Genomic DNA, 20969 nt, shown 5'->3' with positions numbered 1-20969 from the left:
GATGGATTTCAACGTATCGCGCAGCGAGGCTTCGCCGGAATACCCCGGTCATCCCCACACCCACCTCATCGAGCGGAAGCTACGGCAGTCGGAGAAATATGCACCGGGTCGGCGATGTCCTGGGGATATCCGAGGATGGCCGGTCCGGTGCATATGGCTCGCGTGGACTAGATCGTTGGCGTATTGACGTGTGGGTTCCTGACTGACCGTTGACGTTCCAACCGTTTTGCGTTCACGTCGTAGGTAGGCGTTGTCTGTTGACCTCGGTCAGATCTGTGAGCCGATTTGTTGATAGACCTCGGGTCGGTTCCGGCGCAGGACCAGGGCCAGCACAATCCCCAGCAGAATGACTCCGGCGACTCCGAATATGAGGACTCCGGTCAACGATTCCGAACCGGTCAGCAGCTCTATATGGGTGGTCACGAGTATTAGGGCAACAGTCATGGCCAGGGCGGCGGCCACCGGGGCGATGGTTCGCTTCCAGAAGGTGATGCCCGCAGGCCGGGTTCGCAGCAGGTAGGCCGCAACGGCGATGCTGGCCAGGAAAAACAGCACAATCAGGGCATAGCTGGTCATGCCGGCGAGCGTTCCATAGACGGTCACGATGTCGCTTCCCGAGACGGTGATGATGACGATGAACGCCAAGGTCACCGCCGAGATCAGCATGCTGGCGCGGTGCGGAGAGCCATGGCGGTGGTGCGGCGTACTCAGCGAGCGTGGCAATACTGCGTCGGAGCTCAGGTTGAACAGGTAGCGGGCGACAACGTTGTGCATGGCCGTCACGGACGCAAGCACGCTGGTGACGAACAAGAGGGAGCTGATGTCGTAGATCACCATGCCGAGGTAACTCTGGATACTGGTGAGGAATGCGGTGGCCGGGTCGGCACCGATCGTCGCGGCGGCCTGGTCCTCTCCGAACGCCAGGATGATCGCCCAGGACCCGATCGTGTAGAAGATGGTGATCGCGGCGACGGTGATGTAGGTGGCGCGGGGCACCGAGCGTTCCGGGTCACGGGCTTCGTCACGATAGACGACGACCGACTCGAATCCAAGGAACATGCTCATGGCCAGCACCAAACCGATCAAGGCGCCGCCGGAGCCCAGAGTGGCGGGGTTGAAGGATCCGAAGGTGACATGGTGTGCCTGTCCGCCGGTTCCGAAGACCACCAGGTCGTAGGCAACGACGACAATGACCTCGATGACGACGAGTATGAGCAGCACTCGCGTCGAAACGTCGATGTTCACGTACCCTAGGATGCCGACGACTCCAGCGACGATCAGCGTCCACACCCACCAGCTGATATTGGGTCCACCGTGGTCTTGGACCAGCTTGTTCAGGGTTATTCCGAGGATGATCAAGGGGTACGAAAGGCCCGCGAAATAGGCGGTTATCGCGAGGAATGAGGCGCCTAGGCCGAGGGGCCGGCCCATTCCCGCGGTGACGAAGGTGTAGTAGGCGCCGGCTTTCGGGATCAATCGCGCCATCAGGGTGTAGCCGACTGAGAACAGGAGCATCAGCGCCCCGAGACCGGCAAATAGCAAGGGAGCACCGATGCTGCCCCCCAAGCCGATCACCAACGGAACACCACCGATCAGGGCAGCCAACGGTGCGTTGAACGCGAGGGCATTGAAGACCAGTTGCGGCGTCCTCATATTGCCGCGCAGGCGGTGCGCCGGGCCTTTGGGGTGGGAACCGGTCGCTACATCGGCTGAAGCCGATGTGTTAGCCTTGTCTGACATAGAATTCTCCTGATTCTTACCTACGAGGTCGGTTCGATTGTTCGGCGATTGGAACCGCGGCGCATGGCGAAACGTCGAGGTTGCAAATGTGAGTTCTGCTGATTCAGCTGCAGTATTTTGCGCGCTAATGAATTGGTCGATCGGGAATCTGGCGCGCAAATATGGGCTATCGCAGCGCGCCCTGGTCGAAGGCGTGCTCTGATAGTAATGTCTGATGATCCCCGGCTGGATTCGGGATCAATTACGATGATGACATCGATGCTTTTGCGGTTGTCTCGTTTTCGCTGACAACGATCGTGGCGTTACCTGGCCTTATCTGATGTACGGCACAATTGTCATTCCTGATCGTGTAGCTTTTCGCGTTCCGGGCCAGGGGATACGTAATCGAATCCTGGAAATGTTCTGTTTCCGAATCGGCGCCGACGCCTGCCTGTGTAGCGATACACGCTGTTTGCTCGTGATTTCGAGCGACCTGTCACGCTTGTCGTGACCGAACCAACGGTGATTCGTCTGGCTCATGGAGTTCCTGCGACGTGTACGACTGTGGTCCCGATGCAACCACAGAAAACCTCTAATACCTAATTATGAACTCTAACTGTGGTCTGCCTAGCAGTCAATAGGTGGTGAAGGTTTCGAACTGATTCGTGGGTACACGTATCTTTCATGGGCAGTGTAGAGCGGGCCACCCGCGAGCTGCGTCGGGTGATCGAGTCGGCGAATCGCCCGGAACCGAGTGGTTGTGTGAACTTCACGTAGGGTCCCCACGGCTATCTCCGCTGTGCGGTTGATATCGGCGCTGTCCGCCAGGTCGTACTCGGCGCGGGCCGTACTCAGGTGCACCGAAGGTGTCGGCCTGGATCACATGTCACGCCCGCGCCACCGAGTGCTGCGGGGGTTACGTCCATCCCGCGCTCCGCGGCGCGGGTCGTGGGTTGGACCCGTTATGGCGCAGGTGGCTCGGGTGGCCTGCGGTAGTAGTCCCGTTTGAAGCAGGGGGTGTTGAGCCCTTGTGCTCAAAGATATGAGGATGTATGTTTTTGGCGCGAGCGCTCTGGGGCGGCAGGTCGGATTTCTCGAACAGCTCTGTCGCAACACTGCAGAGGAACCTCGGGTAGTACACGCTTCCGCAGGGCGGATAGATATCAAGATCAAGGATGGTTCGATATGCTGACTTGAAGTCGATCGAGATTCTGATGACGCACTCGGGAAGTCCCTGATCTTGATTGGGATCTGGCCGTTGATTTAGGCGGTAGCGGAGAATGGCGCCCGACGTATATACCCACGATGGGTCGCCGGAGTTCGATGTTGACGGGCTTTCATCCCCTGAAGGATTCATGATCACGGCGTTCCCTGGTATTCCGCGGTCTGCTCGCCGAAGCGTGACGAACCCGACGCCGAGTTCGGCAAACTGTAGGACCGAGACGATGGCGCTGGATATCGAGGCTTGGTCACGGCTTAGTAGGCGCGGGTGAGTGGAATATCTTCGAAGAGGTGAAGCCTGTCAGATGGAAGGTAATCGACCCAATCAATAGTGCCGTCGATAATCCGGAACGAAACTGGTCTTGACTGTTTCGTCGATCCGCCGCACCATGAGCGTGGTGCACCCGTACTGAGCAGCTTTCCTGATCTGATCATCGGGAGTGCTTGGTCTTTGTAAATAGAGGCTTTGCCGAATACTGTGCGGAATCGTCGATCGCTCGGCGGAAGTATGCTCATTATCGGCCGGTTTATAGTCAAATCGACGAAGGAGAAGACAATGGCAAAGTACAAAGCAGTGATCCTTTCGACTCCGATCGAGGGGGCAGAGGATCAGTACCCCGAGTGGTACCAGACGAGCCACTTCCCGAGTGCTTTTGCGCTCGAAGGCTTCCAGACTGCCCAGCTTTTCAAAGTTACCGATCTGGCCTACGGGGACTTCCCCGCAAGCTTCGTCGTCATGTATGACATCGAGGTCGAGAGCCTGGATGTGCTGAAGGAGCAGATCCTCAAGAACGATGCTGCCGGTAAGATCACCGACGACCTGATCGACAAGACGAAGCTCAAGGCGGCGTACGTCGAAGCCGTCACTCCACTTGTGCGGCGCGAGGATGTTTTCCCCGTCGAAAAGAGCAGTGAGGACAACATTCTGGAGGCGGTGACGTACCGACTGCAGCCAGGCGTGACAACCGAGGAGTTCCTCGCCGAGGGCGATAACTCGATCAAGTTTCTGCAGCGCCAGCCGGGCTTCGTCTCCCGCCGACTGATCAAGGCGACAGGCGAGGAACAGCAGTGGATCGAGCTCGTCTGGTGGAAGAGTCACGAGCTCGCTGAGCAGGCAGGCATCGACGTGCAGCAGTCGCCCGAGTGTCAGAAGTTCTTCGGCCTGATCGATTTCGAATCGATTGTGTTGCTGCACGGAGATCCGAAGCGACACTGGGTTCGGGACTGAAACGCGGTCCTGCTCAGTCCTCGTTGCCCGAGTGGCTCATACGCCTGCTGCGAGTTTCGGCCTTCCGGCACTCGCAGCAGGCGAACGTGTAAGCGTGTTTCGGAGCAGTATTGTCGATTCGGGCAATTGACTGCTCTGGGGGCGATGGTTGTTTGAGAGGTCTCTCCGTGCGATCCCGTTCTGGGAGTGTGAGACCCTCACTGCGGCCACGTAAGCGGGCAGGACGCTCGAAGACCACGGCGACACCGGACGTTCACTCCTCTGAACACCCGTGCCCAACCTGCGCGAGGTCGGCCGACGACTGGGCATCCGAGTAGGACCGAAGGACCCAACGCCGAGGCGGGTTCGTGCAAACCGCAGAACCTGTTGCAGCACTGGGGGCTTGGCTCCGAACTGGACGAGGCTCCGTCCAGCGGCCGGATTCCGCCGTGCCTACAGGACCCCTGCGCTGAGGGCGACCAAAAGGAGATCCAACGCCCGTGGCGCGACGAGGCACTTCGAGTGCCCAGCGGTGCCGGAAGCGGGTCGCGAACTCCACCACACTGACCGCGGACGCGACGCACCAGGTTTTCCACGCCCGACCAGTCGAGGCGCTTCTACAAGCAACGCCGGCAGTGCGCTGCGGGATCCGGACGGTTCCGAGGAGACCGGCGACATGCAACAGCAGCTGCATCCGACTCGTCGGGCCGTTCGGACCTACGCTCGCACCCTGGCAGCCAGCGTGGGTGTGCCCCTCTCGCGTGAGTGGGGAACCGACTTGCCTGGCAGCCCTATTCAGGTCGCTAAGGCGGTCACCCGTTCGGTCGGGCGGTCCACCCGCCATCGACTGTGATGTCCACGCCGGTCGTGTACGAGGCCGCGTCGGAGATAAGGAAAGACACAGCTTCCGCGATCTCCTCGGGGACGGCGATCCGGCCGAGCGGAGCCGGGGGGAAGTTTCCTTCTCCGAGCTGGACATGGCCCTCGTTCATCGGGGTGAGGGTCGCGCCGGGGTTGACTGCGTTGACCCGGATCCGGTGGGGGCCGAATTCCGTGGCCGCAATCTTGGTGAGTCCGCGGACACCCCATTTGGACGCGCCGTATCCGGAGACGCCGGGGAAGCCGCTGAGACCGGTGACGGAGGCGACATTGACGATCGAGCCGCCGCCTGTCGCCTTCATCGGTCCGACGACCGTCCGCAATCCGAGGAACACACCGCTCAGGTTGACCTTGAGCGACCGTTCGAACGAGTCCAGAGTCTCGTTCTCGATCGGCGTTCCCGGTGCTCCGGTGGCGATGCCGGCATTGTTGACCAGGCCGTCCAGGCGGCCATAGCGCTCGACGGTCGTGTCGACGACGCGCTGCCAGTCGTCTTCGCTGGTTACGTCGTGGTGGAGGAAGTCGCCTCCGATCTGGATAGCGGTCTTCGTACCTTCGTCATCGAGCAAGTCGGTGATCACTACCTTGGCACCGTCTCGGGCCATGCGGGCGGCCGTGGCCGCGCCGATCCCGCGGGCACCGCCCGTTACGATCACTACCTTGCCCTGCAGGCCAGTCATGGTCATCCTCCTATGGTGTTTTCTATTGGGTGAGTGGGAAAGAGGCACGGAGCCGTCAGGCGTTCCAGACGCCGGTGGCGGCGGCCTCTCGTGCGTAATCGGCGAAGTCTGTCGGCATGCGGCCCAGTGCTTCCTCAACACCGTGGGCCAAGTGGGCGTTGTGGCCGTCCATGCTGTCGACGAAGCCCTCAGCGAACGCTTCGGCGAAGTCGTCCGGGAAGCCGCTCTTGCGCAGCGTCCCACGGAACTGCTCGACCGCCAGCGGGGTGTATGTGATCTCGCGGCCGGTCGCCATGGAGAGTTCCGCGGCCACGTCGGCGAAGCTGAGGAGACGGGGGCCCGACAGTTCGTAAGTTCGGCCGACGTGCCGGTCGTCGATGAGAGCGGCGACGACGACGTCGGCGATATCGCCGACATCGATGAATGCCTCGCGGGCATCGGGCAGGGGCAGGGCGATCTCGCCGGCCAGCACGGCCTGGAGGAAGAAGCCCTCGCTGAAGTTCTGGCTGAACCAGCTCGGCCGGACGATCGTCCAGTCGGCACCGGAGTTCTTCACGCCCTCCTCTAGAGCCTCGGCAATCGCAGCGCCGCGGCCCGAGAGCAGGACGAGTCGGCGCGCGCCGCCGGCCACTGCCGCTCGGGCGAAGGCCTCGACCTGCTTGGCGGCGCCGGGCAAGGTGATGTTGGGGTGAGTGATGTACACCCGGTCGATGCCGTCGAGCGCAGCCTGCCAGGTATCGGCGTCCTCCCAGAGGAACGCGGGGTCGCTATCAAGGGCGCCGACACGCACTGGGTGGCCCCGCGACGTAAGCCTTTCAACGACGCGGCGGCCGGTCTTGCCGGTGCCGCCGATCACGAGCGCGGAGGCGCGGGGAGTAGGGGGTGTGGCCATGAATCTTCTCCTTACGGCTGCACTGATGTATGGATCAACGCCATCCAACTGGATGGCATAAAGAGACTATACGCCGTGAAGTTAAGATATGGCGAATAGAAAATGTGACGCTGTTGACAGCCGGTGTTTCCGTCACAGGTCCCCGTGGCTGGATCCGGGCGTGGGGTCATGCCTATCGGAGCTGGGTGTTCGCCAACACCGGGGGCTGAGTCTCCTCTACGGCGACGCCGTGCCTGGATTCGTCCCTCCGCCGGGTGGTGCGACGCCCGAAGCCGAGCTATGGTTTTGCAGAAGCCTGATCGAGCGGGCGGCCGCACGCCGAATATCTCTACGCGAATAGCGACTTCGGCTTGTCTGACTTGACCTGCCCTCTCCAACGAAGCCCGTCCCTCACCATCCCGGCGTTGTGCCGGTTGGCCTCACGCTCGCCCAGCGAATCTGGGTCACGACCCTGCGCGGGGCGGTGACTCTGGAGATCCAAGGACATCTGCGCAACGGGACGACGAGCATGCACAAGCGCTTTCGGGAAGAACTGGTACAGCTCCGTCAGGTCATTGGGCTTTTCGCCGAAGAACGGACGCGGCAGGCGGGCGCACTAGCTCGAGTCTCGAAATCGTGATTTCGAGACTCGAGGTATGCCCAGATAGCCCGCCGAGAGCGAGCCAGGTCCTCATGTTCAGGTTGACCGCGCCGCAAGGTGTGTGTACAACCAGGCCACGCTCGTTGTCGGCGTGAGCACGCCGTCCCGGCCCACATCGGGCAAATTAGGATGTTGCGAAGACCATGTGGGCCCGGCGGATCCGGAAGTGCAACACTGACTGCTTGTCGTGACTTTGAGCGATTGCGGAGCACCGCGCTTGGGTCGGCATCGACCGAGGCGCACATCTGCTTCAGGTGTAGAAGGAGGATGTGAAGAGGTCGCAGGTGTGTGATCCGTGTGCGACTGCTGCGGCTCGTGCGCCTTCCGCGTCGCGTCGTGAGAGGGCATCGGTGATCATCTTGTGCTCATTGTTCGACTCCGAGAGCATCGGTCGTCTGTCTTTTGGGAAGATGAGCGAGAGAGCATGAACGATTTCGCCGAACTCGATCTGCAGTTTGGCCTCCGCCGCGGCGATTCTCGCCGACCGGGAAGCGATTGCGATTTGGACGTGGAACGCGGCATCCAGCTGTCGATAGAACGGCAGCTGTTGTTTTTCGCTCATGCTGGCCGCGAGTCCTTCGATGTGTACCAACTCTTCGGGTGTGGCCCGGAGAGCGGCCAGCGCACATGCTTCGCCGCTGATGGCGTTGCGCAGATCAGTGAAGTCGGCGATGAACTCCGGCGTTAGCGACTTGAGCGCCTTGCGCGCCTCTGTTACCGACGGCCACGGCCGAGTGGTTTGGACAAACGTTCCGCCTCCCCTTCCGCGCCGTGTCTCGATCAGACCAGACTGGCGAAGGGTAGCGAGCGCCTCGCGGAGCGTCAGAGCGGAGATGTCGAGCATCTTGGACAGCTCGGATTCTCGGGGGAGCCTTTCGCCGGGCTTCAACAGCCCGATCTTGATGCCATCCGCCAGGCGCCGGACGGTCTGTTGGGCAAGTCCTTCGCCGCCGATAGGGGCGAAAATTACCTGACGGATAGCGGGCCAATCCGCGATATCGTCATCCGGTCCTATCAGACCGCTCCCGCGTGTCGGCTCGGCAGGCCATGATTGTGCCCAGCCTTCCCCGGCATCGGAAGTAGTGACGGTGTTGGCCGCCAGATCGGAATCGCACAGAATATCGCGTATGCGGTTCAGGTGGGTGCTTGTTATCTTTCCGGCACGTCGGCTGTCGTGCTCTCGGATTGCATCGAGCAAGGCAACGTGATCGTCGAGTAAGACCTTCACCTCTCGCCTGCTATGCAGAGCGGAAGTGGACGCCAACGCGCCATTGGCTTCCATCTCCAACGCAGTCTGCTCCTGCAGAATTCGCTCGGACCCAGTAGCTGCGGCGATACCGATATGTAGAAGGGAATCTCGTCGCAGGTACTCGCGCCGGTTGGCCGCATTGTGGCAGGCATCGACCTGGCGCTCGATCCGGCTGAGATCTAACGGAGTCGCTCGGCGCGCCGCGAGTCCGGAAGCGTAGGAGGTAACTGCTCGTCGATAGTCGATGAGATCAACGAAATACGCCGCGTCGACGGCGCCCGGAAGACTGGCTCGACCGGGCTCTGTGGACTCCGGCGGGTGCATGACAAACGTTCCGCCGCTTCGTCCCCGCCGTGTTTCCAGATAGCCTGCAGCTCGGAGTTCGGCGAGCGCTTCCCTCAGTGTCATCGGTGAGATTCCGAATTGCTCGGACAGCTCTGCTTCCGGCGGCAGCCGCTCACCCTCGACAAGTAGCCCGACGCGAATGGCTTCCGCCAATCGGCCCACCGCTTGCGGAGTGAGGCCGACGCTGGCGATTGGACTGAAAACGACAGCGCGTAGGTCCGGTGAAACGTCCAAGGGGCCTCCTGGTGCCGGTCGCCTCGACCGTAACTTCGTGGCGTTATTGGAGAGGCTTTCGTGTGACTCGACATCCACGCTCATGTGACCGGGCCTTGACCCTCCCTGTCAATGGGGCTTGCACACTATTCAACTTGCCGCCGGACGGAGTCCAGGTGGCGCGAAACCTCTGTCACTTGATCTTAGATTAACACAAAGCGGCACTGATCCGGGATTGCGTAGGTGAAGTGATCGCAGGGTGTCGCAGTTGCTCGGAATCCGGCACGGTCGGCCCGATCCGTCCGCGCATCGAGGATAGTATTCAATTTAGGATCCAATAATGTATATTGAGCTCATTTGGAGAGGATGGTCATGGCAACGACAGTGGAGCTCGCGCCTGAGCGCACCGATTCGCGACTAACGGACCTGCGGCTGCAGGTGCGGAGCTTTCTCGAGGCGGAACGGGCCGCAGGGACGTTCACTCCTCGGTGTGACAGCTGGATGGCAGCTCCGGACCCGGCATTCACTCGCAAACTGGCTCAGCTGGGCTGGGTCGGGATGACGATCCCGAAGGCCTACGGTGGGCATGGACGTACTCCGCTCGAGCGATTCGCGGTGTCCGAGGAGCTCCTCGCTGCCGGAGCTCCGGTTGCGGCGCATTGGATCGCGGATCGGCAGATGGCGCCGAGCATCGTGCGCAACGGCACCGAGGAGCAGAAGCGCCGGTACCTTCCCGCGATAGCGCGTGGAGAATGCTTCATCTCGATCGGAATGTCGGAGCCGGACTCGGGGTCGGATCTCGCGTCGGTGCGGACCAGGGCCAGGCAGGTCGAAGGCGGTTGGGAACTAACCGGCACCAAAGTATGGACGACGGGAGCTCATTTTGCCCATGCGCTGGTCCTGTTGGCCCGAACGGACCCCGGGGAAGGCATTCGCCATGCCGGCCTGTCCCAGTTCCTCGTCGACCTGCCCCATTCGCGTATCACCGTTCGTCCGATTCTGACGATCGATGGCCAGCACCACTTCAACGAAGTGGTGTTCGACGAAGCCGTTGTCCCAGCTTCCAGTTTGCTGGGTGAACGGGGGCGAGGATGGCAGCAGGTGACTGCAGAACTCGCGCATGAGCGTTCCGGGCCCGAGCGCCTGATGAGCACGGTTCCGTTGGGGGAGGCGTGGGTGACACGCGCGCGCAACAACGGTGCCGATCCGGTCGTGCGACGCGAGATAGGTCGAGTCACCGCCGCCGCGTGGTCGTTGCGGCAGATGTCGGCCGCAGTAGCCAGCGCGCTGGCCGAAGGCCGGTCCCCCGATGTGGAGGCGGCCTTGGTGAAGGACCTGGGCTCGCAGTTCGAACAGGAAGTGGTGCAGGCTGTCCGCCGCAGCTCGTCGCTCGAGGCAGCGATTGATCCGGAGTTCGCGCGCCTCCTTATGGACGGGGTCCTGCATAGTCCGGTATTCACGCTGCGCGGTGGTACGAACGAGATTCTGCGCTCTGTCGTAGCCCGCGGGCTGGGGGCGCGATGAGTGACGATATCCACGCCGAGATAAGGCGCACGGTCGACGCGATGTGCTCAGCGGCGGCTGATAGGGCGATGGATTCCGCGGATTCGAGTGAGACGTTCGACGAGCTGTTGTGGACCGAGCTCTCGGGAACGGGTTTCACACTGCTCGGCGTGCCCGAACAGTTCGGCGGAAGTGGCGGCGAACTCGACGATCTGGCGGTTGTGGTCGAGACCGTTGCTCGGCATACCGCACCCGTTCCACTGACCGAGACTGCATTCCTTGCGGGGTGGCTGCTGAGCGGCGCCGGACTGACCGTGCCCGGTAGTGCACCGCTCACCACGACGTCCCAGGTTCTAACCGCAGATCCCGACGGCTCGTCGGTCTCGGGCACGGTTACTGCGGGGTGGGCGCGATATGCCAGACATCTTGTTCTTCCGGTCGATCGGGCTGGTGAGCTCCTGATCGCGGTGATCCCCCTCGGTGAGCCGGGAGATCCGTCCATAACGCCGGGGGCGAACTTGGCAGGCGAGCCCCGGGACACCGTAATATTCGACAGCTACCCCCTCCCGCAGGCGACAGCCGTCGCTGGATGTACGCAGGCAGCGATCCTGGCTCGGGGCGCGTTGGCAAGAACCGTGCAGCTCGCGGGTGCCGCGCACGCTGTACTTGCTATGTCCCTCCAGCATGCGGGCGAGCGCGTGCAGTTCGGGCGGCCACTCACCAAGTTCCAGGCGATCCAGCAGGGATTGGCAACGCTGGCAGCCGAGGCAACGAGGATGCATGTGTCGGCGAGCGCCGCGGTACGTGCGGTACAAGAGAGCGCTGAAGGCGCGACTCTCGCGGTGGCTGCAGCGAAGGCGACGAACTCCGCTTCCGCCTCCGTTGTTGCGGCACTGGGGCACCAAATTCACGGTGCTCTCGGATTCTCGAGGGAACACCGGCTCGGAAAGGCGACCACGCGGTTGTGGTCCTGGCGCGACGAGTTCGGAGATGAGTCGGCATGGCAGGACGTACTTGCCGACTTAGTGCTGACCGCCGAAGCGTGGTGGCCGGCGTTGATCCGGTGATCACCAGCCCTCTCGACTCTCGCAGAACAACCGAAAGGCAGCTCGTGTCCGAAATATTGAACGATGCCAGCGCACCAGACGACCGTGGCGGTACGGCGTCTTCGCCCCAACTGCAGGTGACCGTCGAGGACCACGTCGCGGTGCTCGAGATCCGGCGCCCGCCGGCCAACTACTTCGATGAAGAGCTCATCGGTGCCTTGGTCGATGCAGTGCGTGCACTCGACGATGATCGGGATTGCCGCGCGCTGGTCCTGTGTTCACAGGGCAAGCACTTCTGCGCGGGCGCGGATTTCGGTGGCGCGTACGCTACCGATCGGGCAGCGTTGGCGGGAAAACTGTACCGGCGTGCCGCGGCGCTGTTCGACAGCCGCAAACCGATCATCGCGGCTGTCCAGGGTGCGGCGGTCGGGGGTGGCCTCGGCCTAGCGTGCGCAGCGGATTTCCGCGTGGCCGACTCCGCCACGCGGTTCGTCGCGAACTTCTCGATGCTGGGCTTCCACCATGGGTTTGGGCTCAGCGTGACGCTTCCGGCTATCGTCGGCGCGCAGAACGCCGCGGATTTGCTCTACCGCGGTGCAACCGTCACGGGGGAGGAGGCGTTGGCGCTCGGTCTGGTGGGGAGACTGTCCGAACCGGGATGCCAACGCGAGGTCGCACTCGGCTGGGCGAAGGAGATCGCGGCTGCGGCGCCACTCGCGGTCATGTCGATGCGTGAGACGTTGCGGGGCGACCTTTCCGAGCGAGTCCGAGTAGCCCTCGAACGCGAGCTCGTCGAACAGACCCACCTGTGGGCGACCGTTGACAGTGCCGAAGGCATCGCCGCAAGCAGGGAACGGCGGACTCCGTCGTTCGTGGGTCGATGAGCGCCGGCGCCCTGGCAGGTGTCCGTATTATCGATATGACGACGGTCATCATGGGGCCTTATGCGACCGCGATGCTCGCGGATTTCGGCGCGGATGTGGTCAAGGTCGAACCTTTGACCGGAGATATGACTCGTGGTGTGGGCGCCGCACGTCATCCGGGTATGACGGCGATGACGCTGAGTCTTCAGCGGAATAAGCGCAGTATCGCGCTGGACGTCGCGTCCGAGGAGGGCGCGGCCGTACTGGGTGACCTGATCCGATCCGCCGACGTGGTTGTCACCAACCTGCGGCCGAGATCTCGTTCCAAGCTGGGTCTGGACCCGGAGAAGCTGCTGGTCGCCAATCCGCGGCTGGTGATCTGCACGGCGCAGGCATACGGTTCCGAAACCGATCGGCGGGATGAACCCGCGTATGACGACATCGTCCAGGCGGCTTCGGGTTTCGCGATGATCGGCGGCCTGGTCGACGGGCGGCCTGCCTATACACCGTCGGTGATCGCCGATAAGGTGAGCGGCTTACACATTGTCATAGGCATCCTTGCCGCCCTGCAGAACCGGGAACGCACGGGCCGCGGACAGCATGTCGACGTGCCGATGGTCGACACGATGATCGCGTTCAATCTGGTCGAGCACCTCGCAGGCCACACCTTCGACCCGCCGGCCGGAAGCTTCGGCTGGCACCGGGTGCTCGTTCCGGAACGAAAACCGCACCGCACGGCGGACGGTTGGATATGTCTCATGCCGTATTCACACCGCAACTGGCGCGACTTCTTCCAGATCGCAGGTCGTCCCGACCTCGCTGATGATCCCCGATTCGCCACTGTCGACGCTCGGCACAGGCACATGGGCACCCTGCTCACGCTCGTCGATACGGTCACGCCGACCCGTACTACCGCAGAGTGGATGGATATCTGTGCGGCGCATGATATTCCGGCTTCGCCACTTCTCGACCTGTCGAAGGTGCAAGAGGACGACTATGTTCGCTCCCGGCCGCTGTTGTTCGAGCGTCGTGATCATCCCACCGAGGGGGCCTATTTCGCGTCCAGGACGCCCCTCACCTTCAGCGACAGTCCGATTGCCGAGGCCGGTCCTGCGCCGCAGCTGGGGGAGCAGACCGCCGAGCTACTGACCGAAATCGGCTACTCGGACACCAGGATCGCCGATCTCGCCGAGTCCGGAGTGGTAGCCAGACCGGCGATGAAGAAGGCGCGGGCGTAGGAATCACGCGGTGCCGGTGGACGATTCGAGAGTTCGACTCGTTGCCGGCACCAGTGTGGTTCACCGCATTACTGTCTGTAGCAGGGCTGCGCCGCCCTGGCGGCTGGTCCGGCCTGGCGCATCCTGTTGGCCTGTCACTGCTGGGTGCACGACAGTGGCGACGAACACCTTGATCAAGCAAATGGATGTCTTTCAGCGCCCGGACCAAATGGGCCGGCGCTTTTCAGCGAACGCACGAGGCCCTTCGGCCGCATCTTGGCTGGCGTAAACCCTGTGATAGATGTGGTGTGCGGCGCGCGATGCCGCGTCCTGCCCGTGCTCGGCGGCCATCTCGACCATCTGCTTGGCCGCCCAGACGCTCAACGGAGCGTTGTGTGCGATGATTTCCGCTACCCGCAGGGCCGAATCCAACAATCCCTCAGCGGGTACCACTTGATTGACGAGGCCGACCTCGTAGGCCCGTCCGGCGTCGATCGTTTCTCCGGTAATCAGCAGTTCCATCATGATTCGCTTGGGCAACATGGAGATCAATGGCACGGCCCAGGGGGATCCTCGTCCCCTCTTGACTTCACTCACGGCGAATTGTGCGGTGTCGGCCGCAATGGCGAGGTCGCAATCTTGAGCGAGCCGGAAACCGGCGGCCATGGCGTAGCCGTTGACCGCGGCAATGACTGGCTTCGATAGCTTTCCGTTGCTACCCAAAGTGACGATCGCTTCTCGCCCGGGCTCGCTTGTCCCGATGGCAGCCATCTCTTTGAGGTCCGCGCCAGCGCAAAAAGCCGGGCCATTGCCGGTCAGCACCGCACATCGCAGCGCCGGATCTTCTTCGAAGGAATCGAATGCCTGACGCAATGCCGTGCGGAGTTCACGGTTGAGTGCATTCCGCTGTTCCGGCCGGTTCATCGTGAGAACCACCACCTGTCCGTGGTGTTCGATCTGCAGAACAGCGGCTTTCCGCGTGTTGTTCGATCCGGTGTTACCGGCCGCCTCGAGTTCGGTCATCTCGCTTCTTCCGTTATCGGTCAGGACGAGCCCAGGGCGGGTGCTTCAATCCCCAAAAAATACCGGTTGGTCTCGTTTAGCACTGGCCTCGACACCACGTGCGAAATCCTTCGTATCCCATTGCGCCGTCTGCTGGTCGAGCTCGTGCTCGAGGACTCCTGCGATCTCGGCGCGCTGCGCTGCCTGCAATGTAGCCTTTATTGCTCGCACTGCCAGCGGAGCGGATTTCGCGAGTTCAGTAGCCCAACCGATCGCCTCTTCGCGGATTTGCGCGGCCGCCACGAGGCGGTCGACGAGTCCGAGGCGATGGGCTTCCTCACCTCTGATGTTGCGCCCGCTGTACAGGAGGTCCTTCGTGGCCTGGAGACCGACAATGCGGGGGAGGCTGCTGGATAGAGCGAATCCGTGGTGAAATCCGAGCCGCGCGAAATTCGCTTGGAATCTGGACTCCGGTGAGGCCACACGAAAGTCCGCGACGCAGGCCAGCCCCAGTCCTCCACCTACTGCGGCGCCCTGAACCGCGGCGATGATCGGCAGTTCGATTCCGAAGAGCCTGCCGACATGCCGATATGTTTCGGCGGAGCGTGCACGTTGGTTGGTTCCGGTAGGCCTGGTAGAGAGATCGGCGCCAGCGCAGAAGTTTTTGCCTTCGGAGGCCAGCACGATGCATCGGGTCGACCGGTCTGCCTGAAATGCTTCGGCCGCATCGGCGATTGTCGCGATCAGTTCGGTGTGGAAGAAGTTGTGGGGCGGTCGTCGCAGTTCGACGATGGCCACGTGCCCGTCGTGCTCGATGCTCAAGTCACTCATTTGCGGCCACCTGGCCCACGTTCGTACCGGTCGATCCGCCCAGGCTCCGAGGCGGAAAACCGCCCGATTCGAGTGCCGCCAAAACCTCGTCCGTCTGCTCTCCGATGAGCGGTGCGTGGCGGCGCAGGCCGCCCGGAGTGGACTTGAAGTTCGCTATCTGCGGTATTACCCGGTACCGACCGGCAACGGGGTGTTCAACTAGCGGAAGCTCGTCGACCATGTCTTGTAGCGATGCGACGCGCGTCGCCGGAATACCTGCTGACCGACAGAAGGCCATCCATTCCTCGGTGGTCCGCTGTGTCGCGATCGTGCGAATATCCCGGTACAGCGAGTCCGCGTTCCGATTCGCGGAGCGGCGATCCGCATATCGAGGATCGTCTGCGGCTCCCGGGAGTCCTGCCGCTTCGAAGAGCTGACTCCAATGGTGCGGCAGGTACGGAAAAATATAAACTTGGCCGTCTTTAGTCCGGTAAGGCCTCCGCTCACTCGACAGGACGCGGGGGTAGCCAGCGGGGGGAAGTCCCGGTGCGTGGAGTGGGGGATCAGAGATGGCTCCGCTCCCGTGCTCGAGCAGCATGAAGGACCGCATTGCCTGGATCATAGGAACTTCGACGTGCTGCCCCATGCCTGTGCGGTCGCGCGAAACCAGCGCGGCCGCGATTGCCTGTGCCATGACGAGGCCGCACATCTTGTCGGCGAGAATGGTGGGAAGCAGTGCGGGGCTCCCGGATGCCCTTTCAACGGCGTCCGCCACACCGCTCGCGGCCTGGATGATGTCATCGTAGGCCGGATCATTGGCTCGGTCGGAGTCCAGCGGCCAGCCCTGCGCCTGGCAGTACACGATCTCGGGGACAATCTTCTGGACGGAGGCATAGTCCAGACCGAGGCGCTCGAGGGCTTGGGGCCGCATTGTCGTGACGACAACGTCCGCCCAGCGCAGCAGTGTCGTGACCTTCTCTTTCGCATCTGACGTCTTGAGGTCGAGCTGCACGGAGCGCTTGTTGCGCATCAAATTGAATGCCGGACCGGAGAACTCCGGGTGGGGACCGGGGCCTATGACGCGGTTGGTGTCACCTCCGGCTGCTTCGATAAGGACGACATCGGCACCCTGATCGGCGAGGATCTGGGTCGCGTAGGGCCCCATCACCATCCGCGTGAGATCGAGAACGCGTATGCCGGATAGCGGTCCCTCCACGAAGGCGGTCTCTTCCGAGCCGGTCGCTACGTGCTGCTCGGCTGGGGCGGCAATATCCGCTGCGTCTACGCCTGACACTATGGCCTCCACACTGGCTTTAGAAGATTAACTTTAGGTTTAAAGTATATTTTCAATTTGGTTTCGAACTGCTCACATCGCCGGATCGGCGGCTTCACGCATGTGCCGAGCGGCCTCGTCGAGGACGATGAGCATTCGATCGAGCATCCAGTCGAGCTCCTCGGTCGTTGTGACGAGCGGTGGCACGATCCGTATGGCTTGGGCGCTGGCGGGGGTGGTGAGGATTCCTGAGTCGAGAAGTCGCTCGCAGACGTCTCGTGCGGTACCAGCTGCGGGGTCGATGTCCAAGGCCAACCAGAGTCCGCATTGCCGGATCTGTTGCACGGCTGGGCCCGCTTCGGCGGCCAGCCTTGCTGCTGCGCGTGCACCCAAGGCGCCGGAACGTTCGGCAAGATCGCTCTCCCGGAGCTCAGCGAGTGCAGCTCGGGCCACCGCGGATCCCAATGGATTACCGGAATAGGTGCTGCCATGGATTCCGGGGCCCATGACGTCCATGACGTTCTCGTTGCCGACGACTGCCGATATGGGGGCGATCCCACCGCCGAGCGATTTGCCGAGCAGGTAGATGTCGGGCTCGACGTTCCCGTGTTCGCAGGCGAAATGCCGTCCGGTGCGGCCGAGCCCTGTCCACACTTCGTCCGCGACGAGCAGGATGTCGTGAACCGAACAAATCTGCGCGACATGGGCCAGGTAATCGGCCGGGGGTATGCGAGGACCCCGTTGGTACTGGACCGGCTCCACAAGTATCGCAACGGTGTTGTCATCCACGGCAGCTCGGAGTGCGGCGGCGTCACCGAACGGGACCGTTACGAATCCCGGTGTGAACGGTCCGAATCCAGCGCGCCCTCGAGCGTCGCTGGATGGGGAAATGGCCGTAAGGGTACGCCCGTGGAAGTTGCCCTCGCAGACAATGATGCGCGCCTTGTCGGGCGCGATACCCTTGTATTCATAGCCCCACTTGCGTGCGATCTTGATGCCGGTTTCCACCGCTTCGACGCCGGTGTTCATGGGAAGTACCCGCTGCTTGCCGGCAAACTCGGCGAGCTCGGCACATAGTTCGGGGAACTGATCGTTGTGAAAATGTCGTGTAGTGAGGGTGAGCCGATCGAGCTGGCGATGTGCGGCCTCGACCAGGCGGGGGTGGCGGTGGCCGAAGTTGAGTGCGGACGCACCGGCGAGCGCATCGAAATAGCGATTGCCGTCAAGGTCCTCAACCCAGACGCCCTGTCCGTGTGTCAGAACGACGGGAAGCGGATCGTAGTTGCGCGCGCCGTATGCCAGTTCCAGGGCCCGAAGACGTTCGGACCGCTCCTCGAGTTTTCTCATGCGGTTCCCTCTGGTTCCCCTGCCGCTTGGCCGGATGCACGCCGACCGAGTGTCAGTTACCCGCAGCGCGTGATCCCGCGTCGCGGACGTCCAAGTCTAATATGGTCTAAAGTATACTATTAGATGAATTTATCGCAACCGCGCAGGCTGAGGCGCAACCCGTCGACCGGCGCGTTTGCCGCAACCGGAGGCTCTGTATCCCTTGACACCGAGTGAACTTCCTAACCTATAATCTTAAATCTATTCTACTGGTGACTTCAGACTGCCCGGCGGCAAAGTCGAGGTGGTGAGGCGCTTCTTTGAGGAGATGGCTTGATGACGACGGCGATCGATCACAGCACTTACTTCACGACCCTTCCGCGTGATTACTATTTCTCGCAGGAGGTCTATGACCGGGAGGTTGCGCGTATCTTCGAGCGGCAGTGGTTGTACTTCTGCCATGTGTCCGAACTCGCCAAGCCGGGAAGTTACGTCGCCCGGGAGCGGGGTGGCGAGAACGTGATCGTGACTCGCACGTCCGAGGGAAAGCTCTCGGCGATGCGGAACTTCTGTCGGCACCGCGGTGCGCGCCTTTGTCCTCCGGGCACCGGTGAGGCCAAGCGGATCGTGTGCCCGTATCACCAGTGGACGTATGGTCTCGACGGAAAGCTGGTGAACGCCCCAACGATCCCGAACAACGAAAGTATCGACTACTCACAGTGGGGTCTGCATCAGCTCCAGGTCGATGTCTGGCACGGGTTCGTCTTCATCGGCCTTGGCAGTGAACCGCTCGAACCGCTGTCGACGCTTTTTGCGGACTGTGAGGACGAGTTCAAGCCGCTACAGGCCGAGCGGCTCAAGCAGGTGCACGTCGACACGTACGAGATCAAGGCGAACTGGAAGGTCGTCATCGAGAATTACGTGGAGTGCTATCACTGCCTAGCAACTCATCCGGAGCTTAGCCGGGTGATCGACCCGCGCGCGCAGATCGTTCGGCCCGGAGACGATCTCGGGCCGGACGCGTTCCATTTCCCGACTTTCAAGTACGGCAAGATCAACCAGAAGTTGCGAGATGGCGCGCAGTCACTGACCCACGACGGCAACTACAGTAGCACCAAGTTGCTTGGCGATTTCGGTGAGGGCACCACCCCTCCCGTCGGGTGGAGCATGGGTGCGATCGTGCAGCCCGCTGTGACGCAGATCCTCTTCTTCGCCGACCACGGCACCGTGGGGGAGATCATCCCGCTGTCGGTCGATCGAACGCTGCTTGTTAATCGCTTCTTTGTTCACGAAGACGCCGAGAAGGACGTCGACTACAACCACGAGGCTCTCACCGGCGTATGGGATGCGACCTACAGCCAGGACGTCGATCTCTGTGAATGGAGTTACGAGGGCATGCGGTCGAAGGCCTACGCACCGGGACCGCTCAGCGCCGCTGCGGAACCCCACGTGCGTTCGATCCTGGGCGCCTATCTGGACCTCATGTCCGAAGACTGACCGGGGAACACAGGGGTGCCACGGGTACTTGTCCGCGGCACCCCTGAACGTCCGCGCCGACGCTGGACCGGCGCGACGTCCACCGACTGGATTTGGACCTCATCACGGAGAGAGACTCGATGACCGTCGAACCTATGACCGCAACATCGCCGCCGAACGACGCTGGCAACGCCGAAGACTGCTTTCCGCTAGCTGTCATCGGCAAACGGCTCGTCGCCGAAGGAGTTGTCGCGCTGGTCCTCGGTTCCCGGGACGGTAGCGATCTACCCGGCTGGGCGCCTGGTGCTCACCTCGACATATGCCTGGACAATGGGCTGACGCGCCAATATTCGCTATTTGGTGACCCTGCGGATCGCAGGTCCTACACCGTCGGCGTGCTACGGGTTTCCGATAGCCGCGGTGGTTCGAGCTACATTCACGACGTGCTTCGCGTCGGGGACGAAGTCCGGGTACGCGGGCCGCGCAACCACTTCGAACTGGTCGCCGCCGAATCCTATCTGTTCATCGCGGGTGGAATCGGCATCACGCCGATCGCGCCGATGATCCGGCAGGTGGAGGCACAAGGCAGCGAATGGCGTCTGGTCTATGGCGGCCGGACCTTTTCGTCGATGGCTTTGCGGAGCGAGCTCGCCGAACTCGGTGGCTCGCGCGTCGAATTCTGGCCGCAGGACGAGCGCGGCATCATCGATCTGGCGGCCGTGCTGTCGCAGCCGAGCAAAACGACAGCTGTCTATGCGTGCGGGCCTGAACCATTGTTGGAGGCGGTGGAGTCCACCTGCGCCGCTGGCTGGCCTCCCGGAGCTCTGCACCTGGAGCGATTCGCCGCCAAGGCGCCTGCATCGGACCAGGTCGACACCGACTTCGAGGTCGAGATCGCCAGCAGCGGGCAGCGGATCGCCGTGCCTTCGGGCTCGTCGGTTCTCGTTGCACTGGAGAACGCGGGGATCTTCGTGACGTCCGGATGTCAGGAGGGCGTCTGTGGCACGTGCGAGACGCGGGTACTGCATGGAGAGCCCGACCACAGGGACTCCGTGCTCAGTGCCGAAGAGCAGTCCGCCAATGACTGCATGATGCTCTGCGTGTCCCGGGCAAGGGGGCCGCTGCTCGTCCTCGATCTGTGAAGCGATGTACCTGCGTGCCCTACCACTAATACGGTCTGATCCGGTGATCCCAGAGGTGGAGCCGGTGGTTACGATCAGGGGGCTGGGCCGATTCCCATATCGGGAGGTGAGCCGAATGAGTGGCTGCGATCAGGGACGATCCAACATGCTCGCGGCGGGATGGCACCGCGTGAAGTGCGACCGGTGTATCCCCGGGGATATGTGATTCCGTCATGGTTGTTGCGGATGGTGACGGCACGCAGCGCGATCTGAGGACAGGAATCGCC

At 62.3% G+C, this 20969-nt stretch carries 15 protein-coding genes; 7 read left to right on the top strand and 8 right to left on the bottom strand.

The features are described from left to right. Nucleotides 1-267 precede the first annotated feature (267 nt). Complete coding sequence (locus ACQPZ2_RS29330; protein ID WP_433521421.1) at nt 268-1899, bottom strand: APC family permease; 1632 nt, start codon at nt 1897-1899, stop codon at nt 268-270. A 1597-nt stretch (nt 1900-3496) separates the two neighbouring features. On the opposite strand from ACQPZ2_RS29330, the gene ACQPZ2_RS29325 reads away from it, so the two are divergent. Beyond that, nucleotides 3497-4168, top strand: a complete 672-nt coding sequence (locus ACQPZ2_RS29325) for an antibiotic biosynthesis monooxygenase family protein (protein WP_433521420.1) — start codon at nt 3497-3499, stop codon at nt 4166-4168. Between the two features lie 791 nt (nt 4169-4959). Here ACQPZ2_RS29325 and ACQPZ2_RS29320 read toward each other — a convergent pair. From ACQPZ2_RS29320 to ACQPZ2_RS29310, 3 genes are all read right to left on the bottom strand, one after another. Then, nucleotides 4960-5712, bottom strand: coding sequence for a glucose 1-dehydrogenase (locus ACQPZ2_RS29320; protein WP_433521419.1), 753 nt, complete (start codon nt 5710-5712; stop codon nt 4960-4962). 49 nt (nt 5713-5761) lie between these two features. Then, entirely contained in the window at nt 5762-6598 is an 837-nt protein-coding gene (locus ACQPZ2_RS29315; protein WP_433521418.1) for an NAD(P)H-binding protein, read from the bottom strand. 890 nt (nt 6599-7488) lie between these two features. After that, on the bottom strand, nt 7489-9066 hold the full coding sequence (locus ACQPZ2_RS29310) for an FCD domain-containing protein (protein WP_433521417.1): 1578 nt from the start codon (nt 9064-9066) through the stop codon (nt 7489-7491). A 345-nt stretch (nt 9067-9411) separates the two neighbouring features. On the opposite strand from ACQPZ2_RS29310, the gene ACQPZ2_RS29305 reads away from it, so the two are divergent. The 4 genes from ACQPZ2_RS29305 to ACQPZ2_RS29290 are packed head-to-tail and all read left to right on the top strand — an operon-like array spanning nt 9412 to nt 13695. After that, nucleotides 9412-10569, top strand: a complete 1158-nt coding sequence (locus ACQPZ2_RS29305; RefSeq protein WP_433527550.1) for an acyl-CoA dehydrogenase family protein — start codon at nt 9412-9414, stop codon at nt 10567-10569. Beyond that, the gene (locus ACQPZ2_RS29300) at nt 10566-11615 is read left to right on the top strand and encodes an acyl-CoA dehydrogenase family protein (protein WP_433521416.1); all 1050 of its coding nucleotides are present in this window, start codon (nt 10566-10568) and stop codon (nt 11613-11615) included. Before ACQPZ2_RS29305 ends, ACQPZ2_RS29300 begins: the two co-directional genes overlap by 4 nt. Beyond that, nucleotides 11549-12478: an enoyl-CoA hydratase/isomerase family protein gene (locus ACQPZ2_RS29295; protein WP_433521415.1), complete on the top strand. Its 930-nt coding sequence runs from the start codon at nt 11549-11551 to the stop codon at nt 12476-12478. The genes ACQPZ2_RS29300 and ACQPZ2_RS29295 overlap by 67 nt, the downstream gene beginning before the upstream one ends. Further along, nucleotides 12475-13695, top strand: coding sequence for a CaiB/BaiF CoA transferase family protein (locus ACQPZ2_RS29290; RefSeq protein WP_433521414.1), 1221 nt, complete (start codon nt 12475-12477; stop codon nt 13693-13695). Before ACQPZ2_RS29295 ends, ACQPZ2_RS29290 begins: the two co-directional genes overlap by 4 nt. A gap of 192 nt (nt 13696-13887) precedes the next feature. On the opposite strand, the gene ACQPZ2_RS29285 is transcribed toward ACQPZ2_RS29290, so the two are convergent. The 4 genes from ACQPZ2_RS29285 to rocD are packed head-to-tail and all read right to left on the bottom strand — an operon-like array spanning nt 13888 to nt 18106. Next, nucleotides 13888-14697: an enoyl-CoA hydratase/isomerase family protein gene (locus ACQPZ2_RS29285; protein WP_433521413.1), complete on the bottom strand. Its 810-nt coding sequence runs from the start codon at nt 14695-14697 to the stop codon at nt 13888-13890. Nucleotides 14698-14742: 45 nt separating this feature from the next. Next, on the bottom strand, nt 14743-15507 hold the full coding sequence (locus tag ACQPZ2_RS29280) for an enoyl-CoA hydratase/isomerase family protein (protein WP_433521412.1): 765 nt from the start codon (nt 15505-15507) through the stop codon (nt 14743-14745). Beyond that, the gene (locus ACQPZ2_RS29275; RefSeq protein ID WP_433521411.1) at nt 15500-16792 is read right to left on the bottom strand and encodes a CaiB/BaiF CoA transferase family protein; all 1293 of its coding nucleotides are present in this window, start codon (nt 16790-16792) and stop codon (nt 15500-15502) included. The genes ACQPZ2_RS29280 and ACQPZ2_RS29275 overlap by 8 nt, the downstream gene beginning before the upstream one ends. Before the next feature lie 60 nt (nt 16793-16852). Then, complete coding sequence (gene rocD / locus ACQPZ2_RS29270; protein WP_433521410.1) at nt 16853-18106, bottom strand: ornithine--oxo-acid transaminase; 1254 nt, start codon at nt 18104-18106, stop codon at nt 16853-16855. 315 nt (nt 18107-18421) lie between these two features. On the opposite strand from rocD, the gene ACQPZ2_RS29265 reads away from it, so the two are divergent. Both ACQPZ2_RS29265 and ACQPZ2_RS29260 read left to right on the top strand, forming a co-directional pair. Continuing rightward, on the top strand, nt 18422-19582 hold the full coding sequence (locus tag ACQPZ2_RS29265) for an aromatic ring-hydroxylating oxygenase subunit alpha (protein ID WP_433521409.1): 1161 nt from the start codon (nt 18422-18424) through the stop codon (nt 19580-19582). Nucleotides 19583-19701: 119 nt separating this feature from the next. After that, the gene (locus tag ACQPZ2_RS29260; protein ID WP_433527549.1) at nt 19702-20703 is read left to right on the top strand and encodes a PDR/VanB family oxidoreductase; all 1002 of its coding nucleotides are present in this window, start codon (nt 19702-19704) and stop codon (nt 20701-20703) included. Nucleotides 20704-20969: the final 266 nt, after the last annotated feature.

It is taken from the genome of Nocardia pseudovaccinii, assembly GCF_050942345.1.
GTDB classification, from domain to species: Bacteria; Actinomycetota; Actinomycetes; order Mycobacteriales; family Mycobacteriaceae; genus Nocardia; species Nocardia pseudovaccinii.
Note: the sequence above shows the minus strand (reverse complement) of the source record. Positions and strands in the feature narration are given on the sequence as shown.

Coding starts and splice junctions, on each gene's coding strand:
- ACQPZ2_RS29260 (WP_433527549.1), top strand. CDS start 19,702: ATGACCGTCGAACCTATGACCGCAACATCGCCGCCGAACGACGCTGGC.
- ACQPZ2_RS29290 (WP_433521414.1), top strand. CDS start 12,475: ATGAGCGCCGGCGCCCTGGCAGGTGTCCGTATTATCGATATGACGACG.
- ACQPZ2_RS29300 (WP_433521416.1), top strand. CDS start 10,566: ATGAGTGACGATATCCACGCCGAGATAAGGCGCACGGTCGACGCGATG.
- ACQPZ2_RS29320 (WP_433521419.1), bottom strand. CDS start 5,712: ATGACCATGACTGGCCTGCAGGGCAAGGTAGTGATCGTAACGGGCGGT.
- ACQPZ2_RS29315 (WP_433521418.1), bottom strand. CDS start 6,598: ATGGCCACACCCCCTACTCCCCGCGCCTCCGCGCTCGTGATCGGCGGC.
- rocD (WP_433521410.1), bottom strand. CDS start 18,106: ATGAGAAAACTCGAGGAGCGGTCCGAACGTCTTCGGGCCCTGGAACTG.
- ACQPZ2_RS29305 (WP_433527550.1), top strand. CDS start 9,412: ATGGTCATGGCAACGACAGTGGAGCTCGCGCCTGAGCGCACCGATTCG.
- ACQPZ2_RS29285 (WP_433521413.1), bottom strand. CDS start 14,697: ATGACCGAACTCGAGGCGGCCGGTAACACCGGATCGAACAACACGCGG.
- ACQPZ2_RS29265 (WP_433521409.1), top strand. CDS start 18,422: ATGACGACGGCGATCGATCACAGCACTTACTTCACGACCCTTCCGCGT.
- ACQPZ2_RS29280 (WP_433521412.1), bottom strand. CDS start 15,507: ATGAGTGACTTGAGCATCGAGCACGACGGGCACGTGGCCATCGTCGAA.
- ACQPZ2_RS29295 (WP_433521415.1), top strand. CDS start 11,549: ATGGCAGGACGTACTTGCCGACTTAGTGCTGACCGCCGAAGCGTGGTG.
- ACQPZ2_RS29325 (WP_433521420.1), top strand. CDS start 3,497: ATGGCAAAGTACAAAGCAGTGATCCTTTCGACTCCGATCGAGGGGGCA.